The 15434-nt window shown below is 57.9% G+C and carries 19 protein-coding genes and 2 pseudogenes; 12 read left to right on the top strand and 9 right to left on the bottom strand.

Annotation, left to right across the window (positions count from 1 at the left end; translation table 11 throughout):
• Positions 1–144: 144 nt before the first annotated feature.
• From R6Y96_RS03370 to R6Y96_RS03360, 3 genes are read right to left on the bottom strand one after another with little or no spacing between them, the layout of a single operon-like run.
• Positions 145–975, bottom strand: a complete 831-nt coding sequence (locus tag R6Y96_RS03370) for a hypothetical protein (RefSeq protein ID WP_318622112.1) — start codon at positions 973–975, stop codon at positions 145–147.
• Positions 972–1250, bottom strand: coding sequence for a hypothetical protein (locus R6Y96_RS03365; protein WP_318622111.1), 279 nt, complete (start codon positions 1248–1250; stop codon positions 972–974). The genes R6Y96_RS03370 and R6Y96_RS03365 overlap by 4 nt, the downstream gene beginning before the upstream one ends.
• Entirely contained in the window at positions 1231–1698 is a 468-nt protein-coding gene (locus tag R6Y96_RS03360; protein WP_318622110.1) for a hypothetical protein, read from the bottom strand. The genes R6Y96_RS03365 and R6Y96_RS03360 overlap by 20 nt, the downstream gene beginning before the upstream one ends.
• A gap of 520 nt (positions 1699–2218) precedes the next feature.
• Between R6Y96_RS03360 and R6Y96_RS03355 the strand changes: the two genes are divergently transcribed.
• Together R6Y96_RS03355 and R6Y96_RS03350 are read left to right on the top strand one after the other, a co-directional pair.
• Positions 2219–2452, top strand: coding sequence for a DUF7557 family protein (locus R6Y96_RS03355; RefSeq protein ID WP_318622109.1), 234 nt, complete (start codon positions 2219–2221; stop codon positions 2450–2452).
• Positions 2449–2721 carry a type II toxin-antitoxin system RelE family toxin gene (locus R6Y96_RS03350; protein ID WP_318622108.1) on the top strand — a complete coding sequence of 91 codons (273 nt, stop codon included), beginning with the start codon at positions 2449–2451 and terminating at the stop codon, positions 2719–2721. Before R6Y96_RS03355 ends, R6Y96_RS03350 begins: the two co-directional genes overlap by 4 nt.
• A gap of 42 nt (positions 2722–2763) precedes the next feature.
• On the opposite strand, the gene R6Y96_RS03345 is transcribed toward R6Y96_RS03350, so the two are convergent.
• Positions 2764–3096 carry a hypothetical protein gene (locus tag R6Y96_RS03345; RefSeq protein WP_318622541.1) on the bottom strand — a complete coding sequence of 111 codons (333 nt, stop codon included), beginning with the start codon at positions 3094–3096 and terminating at the stop codon, positions 2764–2766.
• 39 nt (positions 3097–3135) lie between these two features.
• On the opposite strand from R6Y96_RS03345, the pseudogene R6Y96_RS03340 reads away from it, so the two are divergent.
• The 3 genes and pseudogenes from R6Y96_RS03340 to R6Y96_RS03330 form a co-directional block, all read left to right on the top strand.
• Positions 3136–3273 (top strand): annotated as a pseudogene (locus R6Y96_RS03340) (ribose 1,5-bisphosphate isomerase); the annotation flags it as partial.
• A gap of 117 nt (positions 3274–3390) precedes the next feature.
• Positions 3391–3615 carry a type II toxin-antitoxin system HicB family antitoxin gene (locus R6Y96_RS03335; protein WP_173425810.1) on the top strand — a complete coding sequence of 75 codons (225 nt, stop codon included), beginning with the start codon at positions 3391–3393 and terminating at the stop codon, positions 3613–3615.
• Positions 3509–3817, top strand: coding sequence for a type II toxin-antitoxin system HicA family toxin (locus tag R6Y96_RS03330; RefSeq protein WP_318622107.1), 309 nt, complete (start codon positions 3509–3511; stop codon positions 3815–3817). Before R6Y96_RS03335 ends, R6Y96_RS03330 begins: the two co-directional genes overlap by 107 nt.
• 203 nt (positions 3818–4020) lie before the next feature.
• Here the strand turns inward: R6Y96_RS03330 and R6Y96_RS03325 are convergent, their stop codons facing one another.
• From R6Y96_RS03325 to R6Y96_RS03310, 4 genes are all read right to left on the bottom strand, one after another.
• Positions 4021–4179: a helix-turn-helix domain-containing protein gene (locus tag R6Y96_RS03325; RefSeq protein WP_318622475.1), complete on the bottom strand. Its 159-nt coding sequence runs from the start codon at positions 4177–4179 to the stop codon at positions 4021–4023.
• A gap of 14 nt (positions 4180–4193) precedes the next feature.
• Entirely contained in the window at positions 4194–4772 is a 579-nt protein-coding gene (locus R6Y96_RS03320) for a winged helix-turn-helix transcriptional regulator (RefSeq protein WP_318622106.1), read from the bottom strand.
• 31 nt (positions 4773–4803) lie between these two features.
• Complete coding sequence (locus R6Y96_RS03315; RefSeq protein ID WP_318622105.1) at positions 4804–5295, bottom strand: hypothetical protein; 492 nt, start codon at positions 5293–5295, stop codon at positions 4804–4806.
• A gap of 118 nt (positions 5296–5413) precedes the next feature.
• On the bottom strand, positions 5414–6304 hold the full coding sequence (locus R6Y96_RS03310) for a hypothetical protein (RefSeq protein ID WP_318622104.1): 891 nt from the start codon (positions 6302–6304) through the stop codon (positions 5414–5416).
• Positions 6305–6663: 359 nt separating this feature from the next.
• On the opposite strand from R6Y96_RS03310, the gene R6Y96_RS03305 reads away from it, so the two are divergent.
• The 3 genes from R6Y96_RS03305 (at position 6664) to lon (ending at position 10516) form a co-directional block, all read left to right on the top strand.
• Positions 6664–7290 carry a hypothetical protein gene (locus R6Y96_RS03305; protein ID WP_318622103.1) on the top strand — a complete coding sequence of 209 codons (627 nt, stop codon included), beginning with the start codon at positions 6664–6666 and terminating at the stop codon, positions 7288–7290.
• Between the two features lie 370 nt (positions 7291–7660).
• Positions 7661–8080, top strand: coding sequence for a MarR family winged helix-turn-helix transcriptional regulator (locus R6Y96_RS03300; protein ID WP_318622102.1), 420 nt, complete (start codon positions 7661–7663; stop codon positions 8078–8080).
• Between the two features lie 57 nt (positions 8081–8137).
• Entirely contained in the window at positions 8138–10516 is a 2379-nt protein-coding gene (lon, locus tag R6Y96_RS03295) for an endopeptidase La (RefSeq protein ID WP_318622101.1), read from the top strand.
• A 228-nt stretch (positions 10517–10744) separates the two neighbouring features.
• Here lon and R6Y96_RS03290 read toward each other — a convergent pair whose 3' ends face one another.
• A complete protein-coding gene (locus R6Y96_RS03290) occupies positions 10745–11230 on the bottom strand; it encodes a helix-turn-helix domain-containing protein (protein WP_318622099.1) in 486 nt (161 codons plus the stop codon).
• A 103-nt stretch (positions 11231–11333) separates the two neighbouring features.
• Here R6Y96_RS03290 and R6Y96_RS03285 point away from each other — a divergent pair.
• From R6Y96_RS03285 to R6Y96_RS03270, 4 genes and pseudogenes are all read left to right on the top strand, one after another.
• A pseudogene (locus tag R6Y96_RS03285) lies at positions 11334–12099 on the top strand (ATP-binding cassette domain-containing protein).
• A complete protein-coding gene (locus R6Y96_RS03280) occupies positions 12096–12743 on the top strand; it encodes a GTP-binding protein (RefSeq protein WP_318622098.1) in 648 nt (215 codons plus the stop codon). Before R6Y96_RS03285 ends, R6Y96_RS03280 begins: the two are co-directional and overlap by 4 nt.
• A gap of 853 nt (positions 12744–13596) precedes the next feature.
• Positions 13597–14547, top strand: a complete 951-nt coding sequence (locus R6Y96_RS03275) for a hypothetical protein (protein ID WP_318622097.1) — start codon at positions 13597–13599, stop codon at positions 14545–14547.
• Positions 14548–14584: 37 nt separating this feature from the next.
• Entirely contained in the window at positions 14585–15160 is a 576-nt protein-coding gene (locus tag R6Y96_RS03270; protein WP_318622096.1) for a hypothetical protein, read from the top strand.
• Positions 15161–15434 lie beyond the last annotated feature (274 nt).

Genomic DNA, 15434 nt, shown 5'->3' with positions numbered 1-15434 from the left:
ACCCCGGAATAGTAAGAGAGAGAAAAGGGGCCGACACTATCTTTTTAAGCCTGCTCCTGTCCTTTTTCATCGTCTCTTCACTCATCCTGCTACGGGAACGTGCATTACGTCCCCCAATTTGTTTCCGGCATTCGCTACTACAGCCTAAAACTGACTTGCCGTCAGGCAATACGTCCATAGGATCGCCGAACCCGCTCTGTCCTGCCGTCTCTCTTCGCAGATACCATAGATAGACTGAGTCCCTTCATAATTACCAACCCACTCAACCGCGAACTTCCCGGCGTTTCCCACCTGGCATTCACCAGGTTTCGGCCTGATCTTGCCCTGGTGGAGGACAAAGTCCTTGCTGATGTTGTGGCAATCCGGACCCGAAAACTCGAGGCCAAACCGTAATGTAACTGTATTTTCAATACCAAGCATATCCCCGTCGGGGGCGTACCATAGCAAGTTTGATGTGGTATTTTCGAACTCTACCCGGCTCCAAAAGTTCCGAAGGTTTGAGTCGTCGCCTATCCAGGTATCCTCGCGGTTTTTCGCAGCGCCCCACTGCCACCAGTAGTAATGATCTCTGCCCTGCTCGTCGGTCAGGTCTAACGCATAGAGAACCAGTGCATTGTCGGAATCTGCCAGAACCACGCCGTCATTGTTCCTGATCTCCAGACTGCCGCTCCATGCCGACACATACCGGATATTCGGTGTCGCACCCGCCCCCTGAGATGGACCGCGGGTTTCGTCAGGGATGTGCAGTCTTAATGCACTCACGGCCTCCGGACCGTATTTCTGCTCCATTCTCTCGGCGTAGGCCATAAATTCTTCTTCAGACATGCCAGAACTGTTGGGGGCAATTCGCAGCGTTTCCTGGGCAGTATTCGCAGAGAGAACTGCTTCGGCACCCACCGCCAGCACGAAGGCTGCGCCTGCGATCAGCAGCGCCACGAAGAGGACACAGATGCCAATGAGATGTCTTGGATTCATGGCCCCTTCTCCTTCTTGAAGCACGCTCGGACGAGATAGAGCGAGGCGGCCAGAAAGACAATACCAATACCGATGCAAACATAACTGAGCGGGTGCGCACGAAGGAGAGGTATCCACCAGTAGTCAGACGGGATGGCCATCCCTCGCGCACCCAGGCCCACAAACAGCATCCCGACCGCTGCGGAGAGCAGCGCCGAGAGGAATGTGCAGACCGTAGGGTACGAGATCCCAAAGAGATTCTCTCCCCATAACTTTTCAGAGAGTGTGCGATCCATTGTTAATTCCCCCATCGGTCACATCCAACTTGTAGAGTATCAGCACGTTGTCGGAACTTGGCATAACAACCCCGTCATCATTCTTAGCTTCCAAGTGGTCGTTCCAAGCCGCTACATATTGGATATTCTGCGTCACATCCGGTTGTGAAGAGGAACCCAGAACAAAGCCATCAACATGTGATTTCAGTGTATTGACAGAATCTGACCCATATTTCTGCTCCATTCGCTCAGCATAGGCTACAAGTTCCTCTTTGGACATTCCTGGAGTTTCGGGGGTTATTCGTAGAGTTTTTTGAGCAGAGAAGATCTGTTCATCAGGGTTTGCATCTCCTTCATTCGCAGGATAAGCGTTTTCCTGTGCTGCGCTCACCGCCAGCACGAAGGCTGCGCCTGCGATCAGCAGCGCCACGAAGAGGGCGCCGATTCCGGAAAGCAATTTTGGTTTCATGGTTTCATACCTCAATGCATGCTCCGGGAGGCCATGGAACCACAACGACTACCCTTGATGACAGCCGACAACCCTATTGCCCTCCGGGCACGCGGCGGGGCCGGGGCACGACGCCAATCGAGACACCCCCCGCGGGATACCGCATGCGGCTTCCCCAATCGAGACCTCGGCGTTGCTCCCCATAACCTTTTCTCTCCATCGCGTTGAACTGTCACCGGGGGACGGGAATCACCGATCTCGCCGAATCGTAGTGATTTCCCCCATTTGATGGTGGCATTGCAGATTTCCAATGGAAAATGAGCCTCACCCTTACGCCCGTGGGCTCAAGGGCAGACTCCGTCCAGAATCCCGCACACCCCCCGACACTCCAAACCCGGGGATAATCGTGAGCCTCCGGGCGGCTCCTGAAATGATGCGTGTACGCCGGGTTTGGATCCCTCACAGAACAGGCCGGTGCCCCACAGCATCCACCCAGGTATCATACAAAACCTTCATCAGGTAAACCAGAGTATACCTCAGTATGGCCAGCACCACCATCAAGATCGATACCGAACTCAAGGATCGGCTCAACACCCTGAAGATCCATCCCCGGGAGTCCTACAACGACGTGATCGAGCGCCTGGTGGCTATAGCGGTCGACGAGGAGCCGCTCAGTCAAGAGACGATCCGGGACATCGAGCGGTCGCTGGAGGATCTTAAGGCCGGAAGGGTCTACACTCTTGACGAGGTCATGGCGGAGCTGAAGGAGGAATGACCTACCGCGTGGTCATCACCGCGACAGCCCGTCATAACCTCAAGAGCATTCCACGACCCATAGCATTACGGATAGGCGAGGAACTCGCAGCACTCGCCGGTGAGGCTGACCCGAAGAGGCATCTCAAAAAACTGAAAGGGTCAGACAACCCCGCGCTCTACTCGCTCAGGGTCGGGGATTACCGGACAATCCTCTCGGTCATCGACGACCTCCTGGTGATCCATGTCGTCGCGGTCGGCCACCGGAGCAGGGTGTACCGGGGGTTCTGACCCGGCCCGGAATACCGTCTCCCCCCTTCAGGGCCCGGGTGATCAATACTTCTCGACCGTCGCATCGACGATGATCCGCCCGCCTGTCCCGGCGGGGACCGTCTCCCGCACCTCTGTCCGGTAGGTGTCCTGCCCCATCCCGTGGAAGAGGCCGCCCCCGGCCGTCAGCCTGAGGGAAACCCTCAGTTCTCCGGGCGGGCTGATGCCCTCGTCGACGAAGATGACCGTTGTGTAATGATCGTCCGCGGTCCTCTCGATCACCGGCGAGAGGTGCTCCTTCGGGAGACGCCTTGTCCCTTCGATGGTCTCTTCATAGCGCTCGAAGTGAACCCAGATGTCGGTCAGGTTGTTGTTCCGGTTCTGGAACGCAAGCATCTTTCCATCCCGGGTCTCGACGACGGTCGTTGTCCAGCCATCGAACGTCCGGCCTTCGACGTGACACCCGCTGAGTACATCGACCTGATCATCACCGAGCGAGGGGCGATCCCGCCGGAGCTTGCGTATACGGTCATCAGGGATTACCCGGGATGGAGGATCGAGGAGTTCCGGTGAGGGGGGACCTCTTTTCCTGGTGTGTTGGGGGAAACAATAGGGACTTTCGGGAGTTCTGCAACTGTGGGATCCTGCGAGATAAATATTTAATCCGCAAAACTATATTATAAAATTAGTATGAAAGTCAATTGCCTTATAGAGAAAGACGAGGACGGGTACTACTATGCCTCGATACCCTCACTGCCGGGATGCTTTACACAGGCAAAGACTTATGATGAGTTAATCAGGCGGCTTGATGAGGCAATTTCGCTCTACCTTGAAGTCAATGAATCTCCTGAACCAGATGAGTTACGAGAGTTTGTGGGGGTTCAGAGGATTGAAATTAAGACCTGTCAAGGCTGAAGCGGTCATAAAGGTACTGGAAGAATCTGGTTTTTCTTTTGCCCGGCAGAAAGGCAGTCATGTCATTCTGCAACATCCTGATGGAAGGAGTATTGTTATCCCTGATCATCAGGGAGAAGAACTTGGTAGAGGGGTGTTGAGGGCGATCATTCGGCAGGCCGGTCTTACCCGTGAGGAATTTCTGACGAAATTATTGAGATAGCAGATAATTTTTGTAATATACCTATACCTCTCCTTTCACTTCCATCCATACCTCAAAAGCCGTGTTTTTCAGGGAGGCCACCACGACCCGCCGGCGAAGGGGGCAAACCGGGGTTATTCCCGTTCCAGCGCCCCGCACTTCCACCGGTTCAGCCTGGAGGGGGCTTCAGTCATCAGTCGACGATATCGGTCCCCTACCGGCGGTCAGCACGCCCGGCCGTGATCTCCCCGCTCCAGGACCACAAAGATCTCGAGTGCCTCATCCGTGAGCGCGTAGCGCACCGCCCGGCCGTCGCGATCAGACTCGATGAGCCCGTCGGCATCGAGCCTCTGCAGGTGCCAGGCAGCCGCAGAGCGGGAGATCCCGGTGTCGTCGGCTATCTCTCTGACTGCGTGATGCCGGGGTCGTCGAGGAGCAGGGTGAGGATCTCCCGTCGGATATTGTTCCTGAGGTGACAGCAGATGGTCTTTGAGGTTGCATCGTAGCCGCTCTGGAAGTAGCCCACCTTGCCGCCCCGGTTTACGGCGCTGACGAGGCCGGCCTCCCGGAGGCGGGAGAGGTGGTAGCGGGTCGTCCCGCGGTTGATCCCGGTGCCACGGGTGATCTCTGCGGGCGTGATCCCGGGACGGTCCCGGATGCAGGCGTAGATCCGGGACCGTTTCTTGTTGTCCAGGGGGTGGCGTGAGGTCCGGTAGCCGAGGAACGCGAGGACACCTGCTGAACAGATGATCTCGAAAGGCATCGCGAGGAGCGGGCAGTGGATGAGGAGGAGGATGGTGAGGAGTTCCAGCGGCGGGTAGTACCAGAGCGGCACGAACCGTTCGTCGTCGACGTTTATCCCATCAGTAGGAAGTTCGGCGGGGCCTGGTTCGACGATGATCTTCGCCGCCGCCGGGCTCCAGAGGAGGAGGAGGGCCAGGGTAAGGAATATGAGCAGGAGAGCTGCCCTGTGCACGGTCCAGCCCCCTACGGAGGCCCGGCACCCCTCAGTAGTAATAGACGACATTCAGCGTATACTCCGTTCCCTCCTCCGGAACGTCTTCCCCGAAGATCAGGAATTTCCACGTGCCCAACGGCAGGGGAGTGGACCCTGAGAGGGTGAGGGCAATCTTCTCGTCCGTCCTCCCGTCGGCACCGTCATGGTAGGGACCGAGCGCGGCGCTCCCCGGCGGGGTTATGGTCAGGGTAAGCGAATCGGTTCCTGGATGCTGGTGCCCGCTCCAGTCGAGGTAGACCTTCAGGGTCTTTACGCCCGGTGGCACCGGCTTCTCGATGGTCTGGTACTCGCCCGGGTGTATCGTACCGACGATCGACTGGACCTCCACGCCGTCGCCGACGTCGGCGACAGGCGTTACCGCAATCCCGGTGGCGGGCGTGCAGGACCAGGCCAGAGCGCCGAGGACGAGAAGGAGTGCGATGAGCAGGACGACAAGAAGTATTCTTTCTGCAACGTACTCACTGCGTTTCGCTACGCTCATGAGATCACCATGCACTACGTCCGAACCCCTGACCATAAACGTTCTCTCCATCGCGTTGAACTCTCACCACGCCCTCTCCCCAATCTGCGATAGTTGGCTGTAGTGCACACATCTCAACTCATTCTGTCACCGGTAAGATCCCCGTATCCCCGAACCTTGCCACCTGTGCCCTCACCGGGACAAAACCGGTGACACCGGGAGGAATCGCCTCATAGACCTCAACCTGATACTTCTCCCCGGTGATGCCATGGAGACGTCCGCCACCTGCGGTGATCCGGAGGTGGATGACGATCGGCCCGGCATCAGCAGTCTTAGGCCTGATCCCCTCATCGAGCCAGACCAGGGTGGTAAAGTTCTGAACATCCCCGGTCCCAAAGGCCCACCTGGTATACCCGGCCGGTGCCTCGGCGACGACCGGACTGAAGGATTCTTTGGTTATATCGTCGATGAGGAAGTAGTTCTCCGTCGGACTCCCAAAGGTCACGCTGATATCCGGGAGATCGCGCTCCATGGTCTGGAAGACAAGCATCCTTCCCTTCGGTGTCTCTGCAAAGAGAGTCTTCCAGGCGCCAACGCGCTGCCCTTCAAGGTCTTCTTCGGAGAAGATCATCTCTCCCTCACGCGATGGGAGTGGAACCAGGATATCGGTGACAGGACCGCCGGTATAGTTCTCGAGCCCGGTGACCGTGACCTGGTAGGTGTAGGTGGCAGGGTTGACATCAGCCCAGGCAAGGCCGAGGGTAAGAACGCCGAGGATTGCCAGGAGCGCACCGGCACACCCGATGACGACCGCGAGCAGAGCGGGGCCCGGCCGATACCCGTACTTCCGGTATCTCTGGAGTACCAGGAGCATGAGAATCCCTCCCAGGAGGAGGGTGAGCGCTGCTGCCAGGGCACCAGGACCCCCGGTGCCGAGAACGATGAGGAGACTGCACGGGACCGAGAGGGTAAGGAAGACGGCCAGGCCCAGGAGGGCGGTAAGGGTTCTTTTGCTGGGTTGTTCTGTCATGACTATCAGTCCGGAGAAAAATGGGAAGATTGGTGTTAGGAATCTCTGGATTGTCACATTGGAAGACCGCACAACCGGCCAGACCAGCGAGATGGTTTCAGATCGTATCCTGCTCCAGAGTAACCGCCTGGTGGCATGTGCACTGGAAGGCTGGTATGTCGACGACAATACCGATGTGCCGGGTGACACGAGGTTTTACAGTATGTCGTACAAAGCATATGGCGTACCCATGATGAACGTACATCTGGACCCGTGGTACTCGTCGTTCGCTCCCCAGGAGATAATTGACCAATGTTTTGTCGAAATAATACAAAACCCATATCAGGTAAAACTCCATACTGCGAACTAGAGGTGATCGAATGAAAACCAAATACTCCCTTTATTTCGTTCTCATGATCCTGCTGGCGTCCTGCGGTTGTATCGATACGCAGAGACCCGTCGAGGATGACGGTATGAACGACTCCATGGACGGGTTGCTGATGAACGGCTCTTTTACCCCCACTTCAGTGGCTACCGGGGGTCCAGGGATACCTGTCGACCTCTCGCAGGTCGAGATCAGGGGCGGGCCGAACTTCAGCCCGAATGTCACGTTGATCTCTTCGATCCTTCAAAACGATCCGCGTACAGGGATCCTGATCGAGAATGGGTGGAACATCACATCGATCAACGAGATGAACGATGAAAAAGACCGCGCCCGTGGCTCCGCCACCGTAGAATTCCAAAAAGAAGGGCTGTCGTTCTACATCGTAATCAGTGAACAGGAGGGGCGTACCGCCGGGGGTTACTGTGGTGCCGAGATCTGGATTGCAGAACCCGTTTCAGGTCCTCGTCCCGGTGATTACCACCAGGCCAGGGACAAGGTGGAGGGATGGTGGCACGTCTTCGATGATCGGAATGAGTGGGTTATTATGATCTACAACGATACGACGATCTTCTATCTCTACCCATCGTACTCGATCATAGATATAGAAGGGATACTTGATTGATATAACTTGAGATGTCGACCTTCGCTGGCGAAGTTGCGAGAGTTACAACACGAACTGAACTGTGTGAATGTGTGGAAACCTGATGTGAGGCTTGCTCCTGGCGATGGAGCGCCTCTGACGTACGTGAGGGGAAACATAAAGAACACCATGTGGTCCGCATTGATCGCTTCAATAGCAGGTGCCCGGTTTTGCCCGGGCCGGCCTCGATAGTTCTGAGGGCGACGGTTAAACGCCCAGGAACCATATCGGGTCGCCGATCATGTGATGAAATGCGACGATATAAAGACATGAACGCCCGTCCGCTCTCCCGGTGTTGGCTGCCATCACAACCTTTATAATTAGGCTTATCCAAACTAACTAAGCATCTGATATGTCGGCAAGAGCTGAGCGTCTGTTCGAGGTGTTTGAACGCCTCTTTGCCATCAGGGACGAATGTTCCTGCGAGATCCTCTCCGAGTGCGGGCTTGGCGACGTGACGGCGAAACAGATCTCCTACTTGAAGGTCATCGACAGGCACGGCGATGTGACGTTCAGCAGGCTTGCCGAGATCACCAGAAACTCAAAGCCTACCGTGACGGAGATGGTTAATCGGTTTGTCCGGATGGAGTGCGCCTACCGTCAGAAATCCCCCGATGACGGGAGAGTAACCTACATCCGGTTGACCGAGAAGGGGCGGATGCTGGCAAACGCTGACCGTAACGCGCTGCACCGGATGATCGAGAGGATGGTGCAGGCGCTCGATGAGAACGAACTGGATCTCCTGGTTGAGATCCTCCGCAAGGTCGGCTGATCTCGAGCCGATCTTCGTGTAAAGTAATCCAGAACCAGATAATCAGGAAAAATCATCATGTATTCAAAAGACTCCAGCAACGAACGCATTGTCATACCGCTCACCGAGGTTGTGGTCTACCCGGAGACCCGAACAAAGGTCCTGGTTGGTAAAACCGTCGGGGAAGGTCTGATCAATGCAATAAAGAGTTACGGGTCGGCATCCGCGGTTGGACTGACCGCAAAGGTGGACACGGAGCCGGAGAAAGACCCTGCTGGCGCGTTCTACACGGTCGGGACACTCCTATCCATCTCGCGTGTGCAGCCTGCAGACGAGGGTTACATAGTCTTTGCACATGCAACCTCGCGTGTGCGGGCCGTGGCACTCTCGGAGATCGGAGGGGTGTATCACGCTTCCTGCGAGCCTCTCCCGGACATAGACGACCTCGATGAGGAGGGACGGGAGGAGATGCTTCGCGACGTCAGGGCGGCCATTCACGAGATCAGCAGCAACTTCCAGGGCTCCGAGCAGTTCACCCGCCCCGTTGACGGTATGGAGTCCGTCGACCAGATCATGGCTTTCGTCATGCCTTTCATGCCGGTGGACGTTGCAACGAAACAGTCACTGCTTGAGACTGTATCCGTAAAAGAGCGTTACAACGCGTTCCTACGTTTACTGGTGGACTTTAACGAGCGCCTCAGCATCCGGATCGAGGTTGCAAGGAAGGCCACCGAGAAGGTGGGGAAGGCAAACCGCGAGGCGCTGCTGCGGGAGCAGCTTCGCGTGATCCAGGAAGAACTAAGCGAAGGCGAGGGTTCCGCCGGCGATGGTGACTACCGGGAGCGGATCGAGCGCTCGGCGATGCCAGACGAGGTGCGGAAGAAGGCACTTGCCGAACTCAAAAAACTTGAGATGGGCGGGAGCCAGCACCACGAGAGCCAGGGGATAAGAAACTATCTAGACCTCCTGCTCGACCTGCCCTGGACGGTTGAGGAGACAAAGGAGATCGATATCGTGGGGGCTCGCCGCGTCCTTGACAGCAACCACAACGGCCTCGAGAAGGTCAAAGAGCGGATAGTCCAGCACCTGGCGGTAATGAAACTCAAACAGGAGAAGCAGGGCTCGATCCTCCTCCTGGTGGGGCCGCCCGGCACAGGCAAGACAAGCCTCGGGCGGAGCATTGCGGAGGCGCTCGGCCGGAAGTATGCCAGGATCAGTCTTGGTGGTGTGAGGGACGAGGCAGAGATCAGGGGTCACCGGCGGACGTATGTCGGGGCGCTTCCCGGCCGGATCATCCAGGGGATGAAACGAGCCGGGACGAAGAACCCGGTCTTTGTCCTGGATGAGGTCGACAAGGTCAGTTCTTCCTACATGGGAGACCCGGCAAGCGCCCTACTGGAGGTTCTCGACCCGGAACAGAACAGCACGTTCTCGGACCACTACCTGGAGGTCCCCTACGATCTCTCGGATGTCTTCTTCATAGCCACGGCAAACACACTCGCGACCATCCCGGCGCCGCTCCTTGACCGGATGGAGGTGATCGAGATCTCGGGCTACACGAAGAACGAGAAGATCGCGATTGCAAAAGACCACCTCCTGCCGGAGACGCTGGTGGAGCATGGCCTGGATGATGGCGAACTCCAGATCGATGACAGCGCCATCGAGGCGATCATCGACCGATACACCCGGGAAGCAGGTGTGCGGGGTCTCAAGAAACAACTGGCCAGGATCGCGCGGTTCGTCTCCACGAAGGTCGTCTCGGGGACGGCCGACCTTCCGATCGTCGTAGCGGCGGATATGCTCCCTGAGATACTTGGTAGAGAGACCGTCAGGCAGGACGTAGCAAGGAAGGAGAACCCGCCCGGCGTGGTGACGGGGCTTGCCTGGACGCCTGTAGGCGGGGACATTCTCTTTATTGAGGGGACGTTCATGCCCGGCAAGGGGAAACTCACGCTTACGGGTCAACTCGGGGATGTGATGAAGGAGTCTGCCCAGATCTCGCTCAGCCTGATCCGCTCTAGACTGGCAGGCATGCCGAGCCGGTTTGACTTCTTCTCAAGCGACATCCACATCCACGTGCCCTCGGGGGCGACCCCGAAGGACGGGCCATCGGCCGGGGTGACCATCCTTACAGCGCTCGCCTCCCTGGTCACGGGGAAAGCGGTCGATCCGATGGTTGCGATGACCGGGGAGGTGACCCTCTCTGGCGCCGTGCTGCCGGTGGGCGGGATCAAGGAGAAGGTCCTCGCGGCGCACCGGGCCGGGATCAAGACGGTCATCCTGCCGCGGGAGAACGAGCGTGATCTCGAGGACGTGCCCGTGGAGGTGCGCAGCGATCTGACGTTTGTGCCCGTGGATACCATAGAGGACGTCCTGCGTGAGGCGCTAGGGCTCGATCTTGCCGGGCCGGTCCTGCCGTATGCGGAGAGGAGATGCGTGCCCGTGCACGAGTTCTGAACACCCTCCGCGGCCGGGTTCCCCCGGCCAGGACAACTTTTTTTTGTTCCGGCAAGCGCCTGGAGTTACTAATTCACTGCCACAATTTCGCCCGAACCGGCTTTATTGAGGTGCCGCTCTCCTACAACGAGACAGTGCGTATTGCAAAGAGTTACCGGGAGAAGATCGTGGAGTACTGCGGGAACTACTACCTGATCGACTTCTTCGAGAGTTAGGTCGTGACGGCCCCTAAACCCTCTTTGCTATCGTCTCGATCGCCTCGATAATCGTCTGCTGCTGCGGTTTGATGATCGCCACCGGGCAGCCGACGATCTTTTCCACGATCGGCGCGAGGATGGGAGCGCAGACGATCCCGAGCGCCCCTTCCTTGTCCGCCCGCGCCGCTGCGATGATGCACTCGTCGAGCGAATCGGCCGCGTAGCCCCTGATGTGGTATTGCTTCCCGCCGATGGGAAGGTCGCGGTTGTCGATCTCATCAAGCAGGAACCGGGCCGCGATCACCGCGATGAAACTCCTCTCCCGGGGCTCGAGGACGTTGACGATCCGCCGGACGGTCGAGAGGCGCGGGTCAGCCCTGCCCGACGTGAGCTTGTAGAGGGTTGCGGGCGGGATCCCGGCCCGTTCCGCGAGGTCGCGGATGCTCATACCCTGCCGGGCAAGTTCCTCCTGGAGAGCGTCGGCAAAGTCGGCTTCGAAGATCTTTCGCGAGAGCATTGTTTTACTATAATAGTATTGATGTGATAATGTTTTTCCTGTTTTGGTTAAGAGTTCCGCTATGGAGGACAATCCTCATCTTCCTGCGTGACGACCCTCCAGCATGGATCCCTCAGCCATCCGCGAGATCACGGTCCTCCCCGGCCGGAACCGGAGCGGTTCGACACGATCGTCATCCGCCCGGGCGACACGATATCGATCGTCGGCCCCACCGGTTCGGGAAAGAGCGCCCTCATCAACGATATCGAGGTCTTCGCCAGGAACGACACCGCCACGGGGCGCACGGTCCTCGTCAACGGCGAATACCCTCCCGAAGAGTTCGTCCGCGACCCGGCGCACAAGCCCGTCGCCCTGATCACCCAGAACACCCGATGTCTCGCCGACCTCACGATCGAGGAGTTTCTCGCGATGCACGTCCGGTCCCGCAAGATTGATGACGAAAGCATCGTTGGCCGTACGATCGCCCTTGCAAACGAGTTCACGGGCGAGGAGATCTGATCCGGCGCCCGGATGACCGCACTCTGCGGGGGGGCAGACCCGATCGCTCCTGGTGGCGGATGCCGTCATGGTCGCGGCAGCGCCGGTCCTCCCTCGACGAGGTGGAGAACGCCGGGATCTTCAAGGAGCGGGTGATCGAGGTGCTCCGTGCCGGGGGAAAGGCGGTCGTCTTCGTCACGCACGACCCCTTGGTCTCTCTCCTCTCCGCCCGGCGGATCGTCATGCGGGATGGGGCGGTCGAGCGGGTCATCGAGCCGGACGGCCGTGAGGACGCCGCCCTCAGGGAGGCCCGCCGCCTCGACGAGACCATCCGGAAGATGCGGGAAGAGATCAGGGCTGGCAACCTGATCACGAAACCGGTCGGGGCATGAGGCTCGTCGTGGTCGCGGGGCCGCCGTCTGCCGGGAAGACCGCCGTCGTCCGGCAGGCCATCCGCTCCCTCCAGGGCGGGCACCGGATCGCCTACCTCAAGATCGACGTCGTCCGGGCGTTCGAAGACGAGGAACTCGCGACCGAGTTCGGGATCCCGGCGCGGAAGGTCTATTCCGGCGACCTCTGCCCTGACCACGCCGGGGTGATGGTGATGCGGGACGCCATCGCCTGGGCCGGGGAGGAGGGTGCCGACCTCCTCCTGGTCGAGAGCGCCGGGTTCTGCCTGCGCTGCTCTCCCTACACGACGCAGGGGCTCGGAACCGCCGTTCTCCCGGTTGTGGCCGCGGAAGCACCGGCGAACCTCACGATCGTCTGCCTGGACAACGGGGCCTTCGGGAGCACGGGAAACCAGCCCACCCCGGCCTCCGGGCTGGTAGATATGGAACTCCTCGCCCTCGCCGCCGGGATCCGGAATACGTGCAAAGTTCAGAACGAGGAGGAACTCGTGGAGGCCTGGGGGAGCCGGGGGCGGGGCCCGAACTTCATCCACGCGGTCTTGAGGCCCGGGAACGCACAGGTTCCGAACATCCCGCTCGCTCCGGCCGAGATCCGGGAGCGGTTTATGCAGGCGATCGGGAGGTAGGTATCCGGCTCGTTTCTGTAGTGGAGCGAAAGCACCCTCTCTTCTTTGTACATCCCGCCGAATGTCGGGTCTATTCCAGTGGCGAGTGCGCATCAGCTTTGGACACCCAATTATCTTCTTAGTGCATTCCGGAGCATTTTTGCTGGATAAAAATCAGTATCCCTTCTGTGAGAATGGGTTGTCTCGTCTTTCTCCCCCGCGGGGGATCAACCTCTTTATTTTCGGGAACATCCCCTGGACGTGTAAAGGAATGTGACAGAATTTATAAGTAGTACAGTGTTCATCTCATTGTGTGGATTTGAGCAGGCAAATTTAGAAGAAAGGGGTTGTAATTATGGAAAAAGTAAAAATACCTTGTATATTCTTGCAGCGATAGGAGTGACCATTATCAGTGCCGTTACTGGCCTCTGGCTGATCTGGGGAGTTGTCATCACACTGATGTTTATTGATAGCCTCGTAAGCAACCTTAAATTGTGGATTGATGATAAAGAGAGCCGCTACCTTGACGTTTTACAAAAACCCGGTTCGATTCTGTGGAGAGCACTGAGCTGCTACGTTCGATGCAGGCGTCTATAACTAGGATTGAAGAGCGGCTTGAAGCACTGGAAAAGTGGTAGGAAATAATCCACAACATATACGCCGCTTGGGAATCTGGGAGAGATCTATCTTGAATGGACTGAATCGGCTCGGAGCAACGAACATTCGCACCTGGGGGATATTGATATACTCACTTCTTATGCGGCAGCCCTTGCCCGAGAAGGCTGCTGGTCCGACTATGTCTACGGGCACGGAAGCCAGGGAACCCCCGGTGCGTCGTTCCTGTATGGCACATACCAGTGTTGAGGTGATCTAGATGAACATGAAAGTAATTGGGATAAGCGTCGTTATGCTGGCGCTTCTGGGAACGATCTCCGCGATCGGCATACCCATGCTTGCCGACGATCCTCTTCGGGATGATCGTTCCGACCTGACAGGCGGTATGAAATCGACGAGTAATGCAAACCTTACCTATACCGTCTCTGTACCGTTCCCGTCGACGCCCGAACAGGTCACCCTATATAAATCAGTAAAACCGGAGATCACAGCGGAACTTGTCTCATCGATGGCGGAGAAGATGGGTCTGGAGGGAACGGTGCGTGAATCGTACGACCAGATGCTGCTCTCCGACGAACCCTACTCGCTGGAGGTCCATATGAAATCGGGACGTGTCGCCCTGATTGACATCCCTCGCTGGATGAACCCGAACGACAAAAACCTGCCCTCAAACCTACCTTCGGATGAGAAGGCGATCGGGATCGCAACGAGATATCTGGAGAAGACGGGGCTGGCACCCCCTGATGCGATCCTGTGCGGCGTCGATCATCCACAGATCGTCAAACAGAATGAGAATGGCGAGGTTATCGGTATCGCCTTTGAAGACGTTCTGGTCTCGTACTCCCGCACAATCGACGGTCGGCCGGTTGTCGGTTCGAAACTGACGGTTGAAGTCGGCGGTGGAGGGGATATCCTGAATGTATATAAACTCTGGAGAGACTATGTCCCACAGGAAGAGATACCAATCATAACGCCGGAGGAGGCGCTTGAAGAGTTGAAAGTCGCCGGCGTGGCGGAGGGCCTGAGCGCAGATATCACCGGGATCGAACTCGGCTATTACGAGGCCCCGGCGACGAGGGAGCCCACCCACCTTGTCCCGGTCTACATCTTCACGGGCAAGGTGCTGGACGGGACGGGGGAGGAGACCTCGTTCGTCCGCTACGTCCCCGCGTCTCCCGAGTTCAGGGAGGAGGTCCCGGCGGTCAAGTGACCGCTCCCGGCTCCCTTCCCTTTTTCGGAGCAAGCATATGAAGAAGATCCTGTATCCCGTCATCGCCTGTGCCGCCGCGGCTGCACTGATCCTGGTCGCCGCACTGATGCTGCCGGATATGGTCTCGGAAGTCCCAGAGATTCCGGAGAATCAGACGGCCCGGCCGACGGGCGCCCTCCGGGAGAATGTCTCGTTCATTGAGGTCCGCGCTCGCGGGGGCGGGAGCACCCTCCTCTACCCGGAAGATCCGGGGTATTTTGCCCTAGAAACGGAGTGCCTCGAACAAATTCGATGTATCTCTGGCCAGTATAAGACAGGGTTCTCGCGGGAGGAACTGGACGCCATGAAACAGAACAGCACCTATGTCGCGATGTATTTCCCCGTTCCAACGACATTCGTGACGAGTTATATCGTCGATGGGTTGCCGAAGGAGATCCTTGCAGACGAAGCGGTGTTCTTTCTGGATCTCGAGGACTGGTCGGGGAACATGATCGTCATGCGGCTGGGGGACGGCGGTTGCGGGGTCTGGGACACGTCTCGCGACCGCGGAGAACTCCGGGATCTGGTTGATCCGATCTTGTTGGAGTTACGAACGAGAATGGGTGACGACTGAATACTCGGCCGGATCCGAAGCGAGCGGAAGAGCTGCGTTCCGATATCGGGCGAGCGCGCTTTTTCCCGGACCGGAACCTCCGGGTGCCTTGATGGCTAGACGATTTTCACAGAAATGGTATAAGCGTTGATGACAGAGTCTCATCGGTGGCACCGCCCGCGGCTTCCCGCGGGAGCCCGGATTCCTCCTCACGAGCGAGCCGGGTCCCCATAGCATGCTCAGAGGCGAAGCGGGAGTAAACACCTCGTGCACTTAAACAAACGCTTTATTATGC

Source organism: Methanoculleus receptaculi (assembly GCF_033472595.1).
Taxonomy (GTDB): Archaea; Halobacteriota; Methanomicrobia; order Methanomicrobiales; family Methanoculleaceae; genus Methanoculleus; species Methanoculleus receptaculi.
Note: the sequence above shows the minus strand (reverse complement) of the source record. Positions and strands in the feature narration are given on the sequence as shown.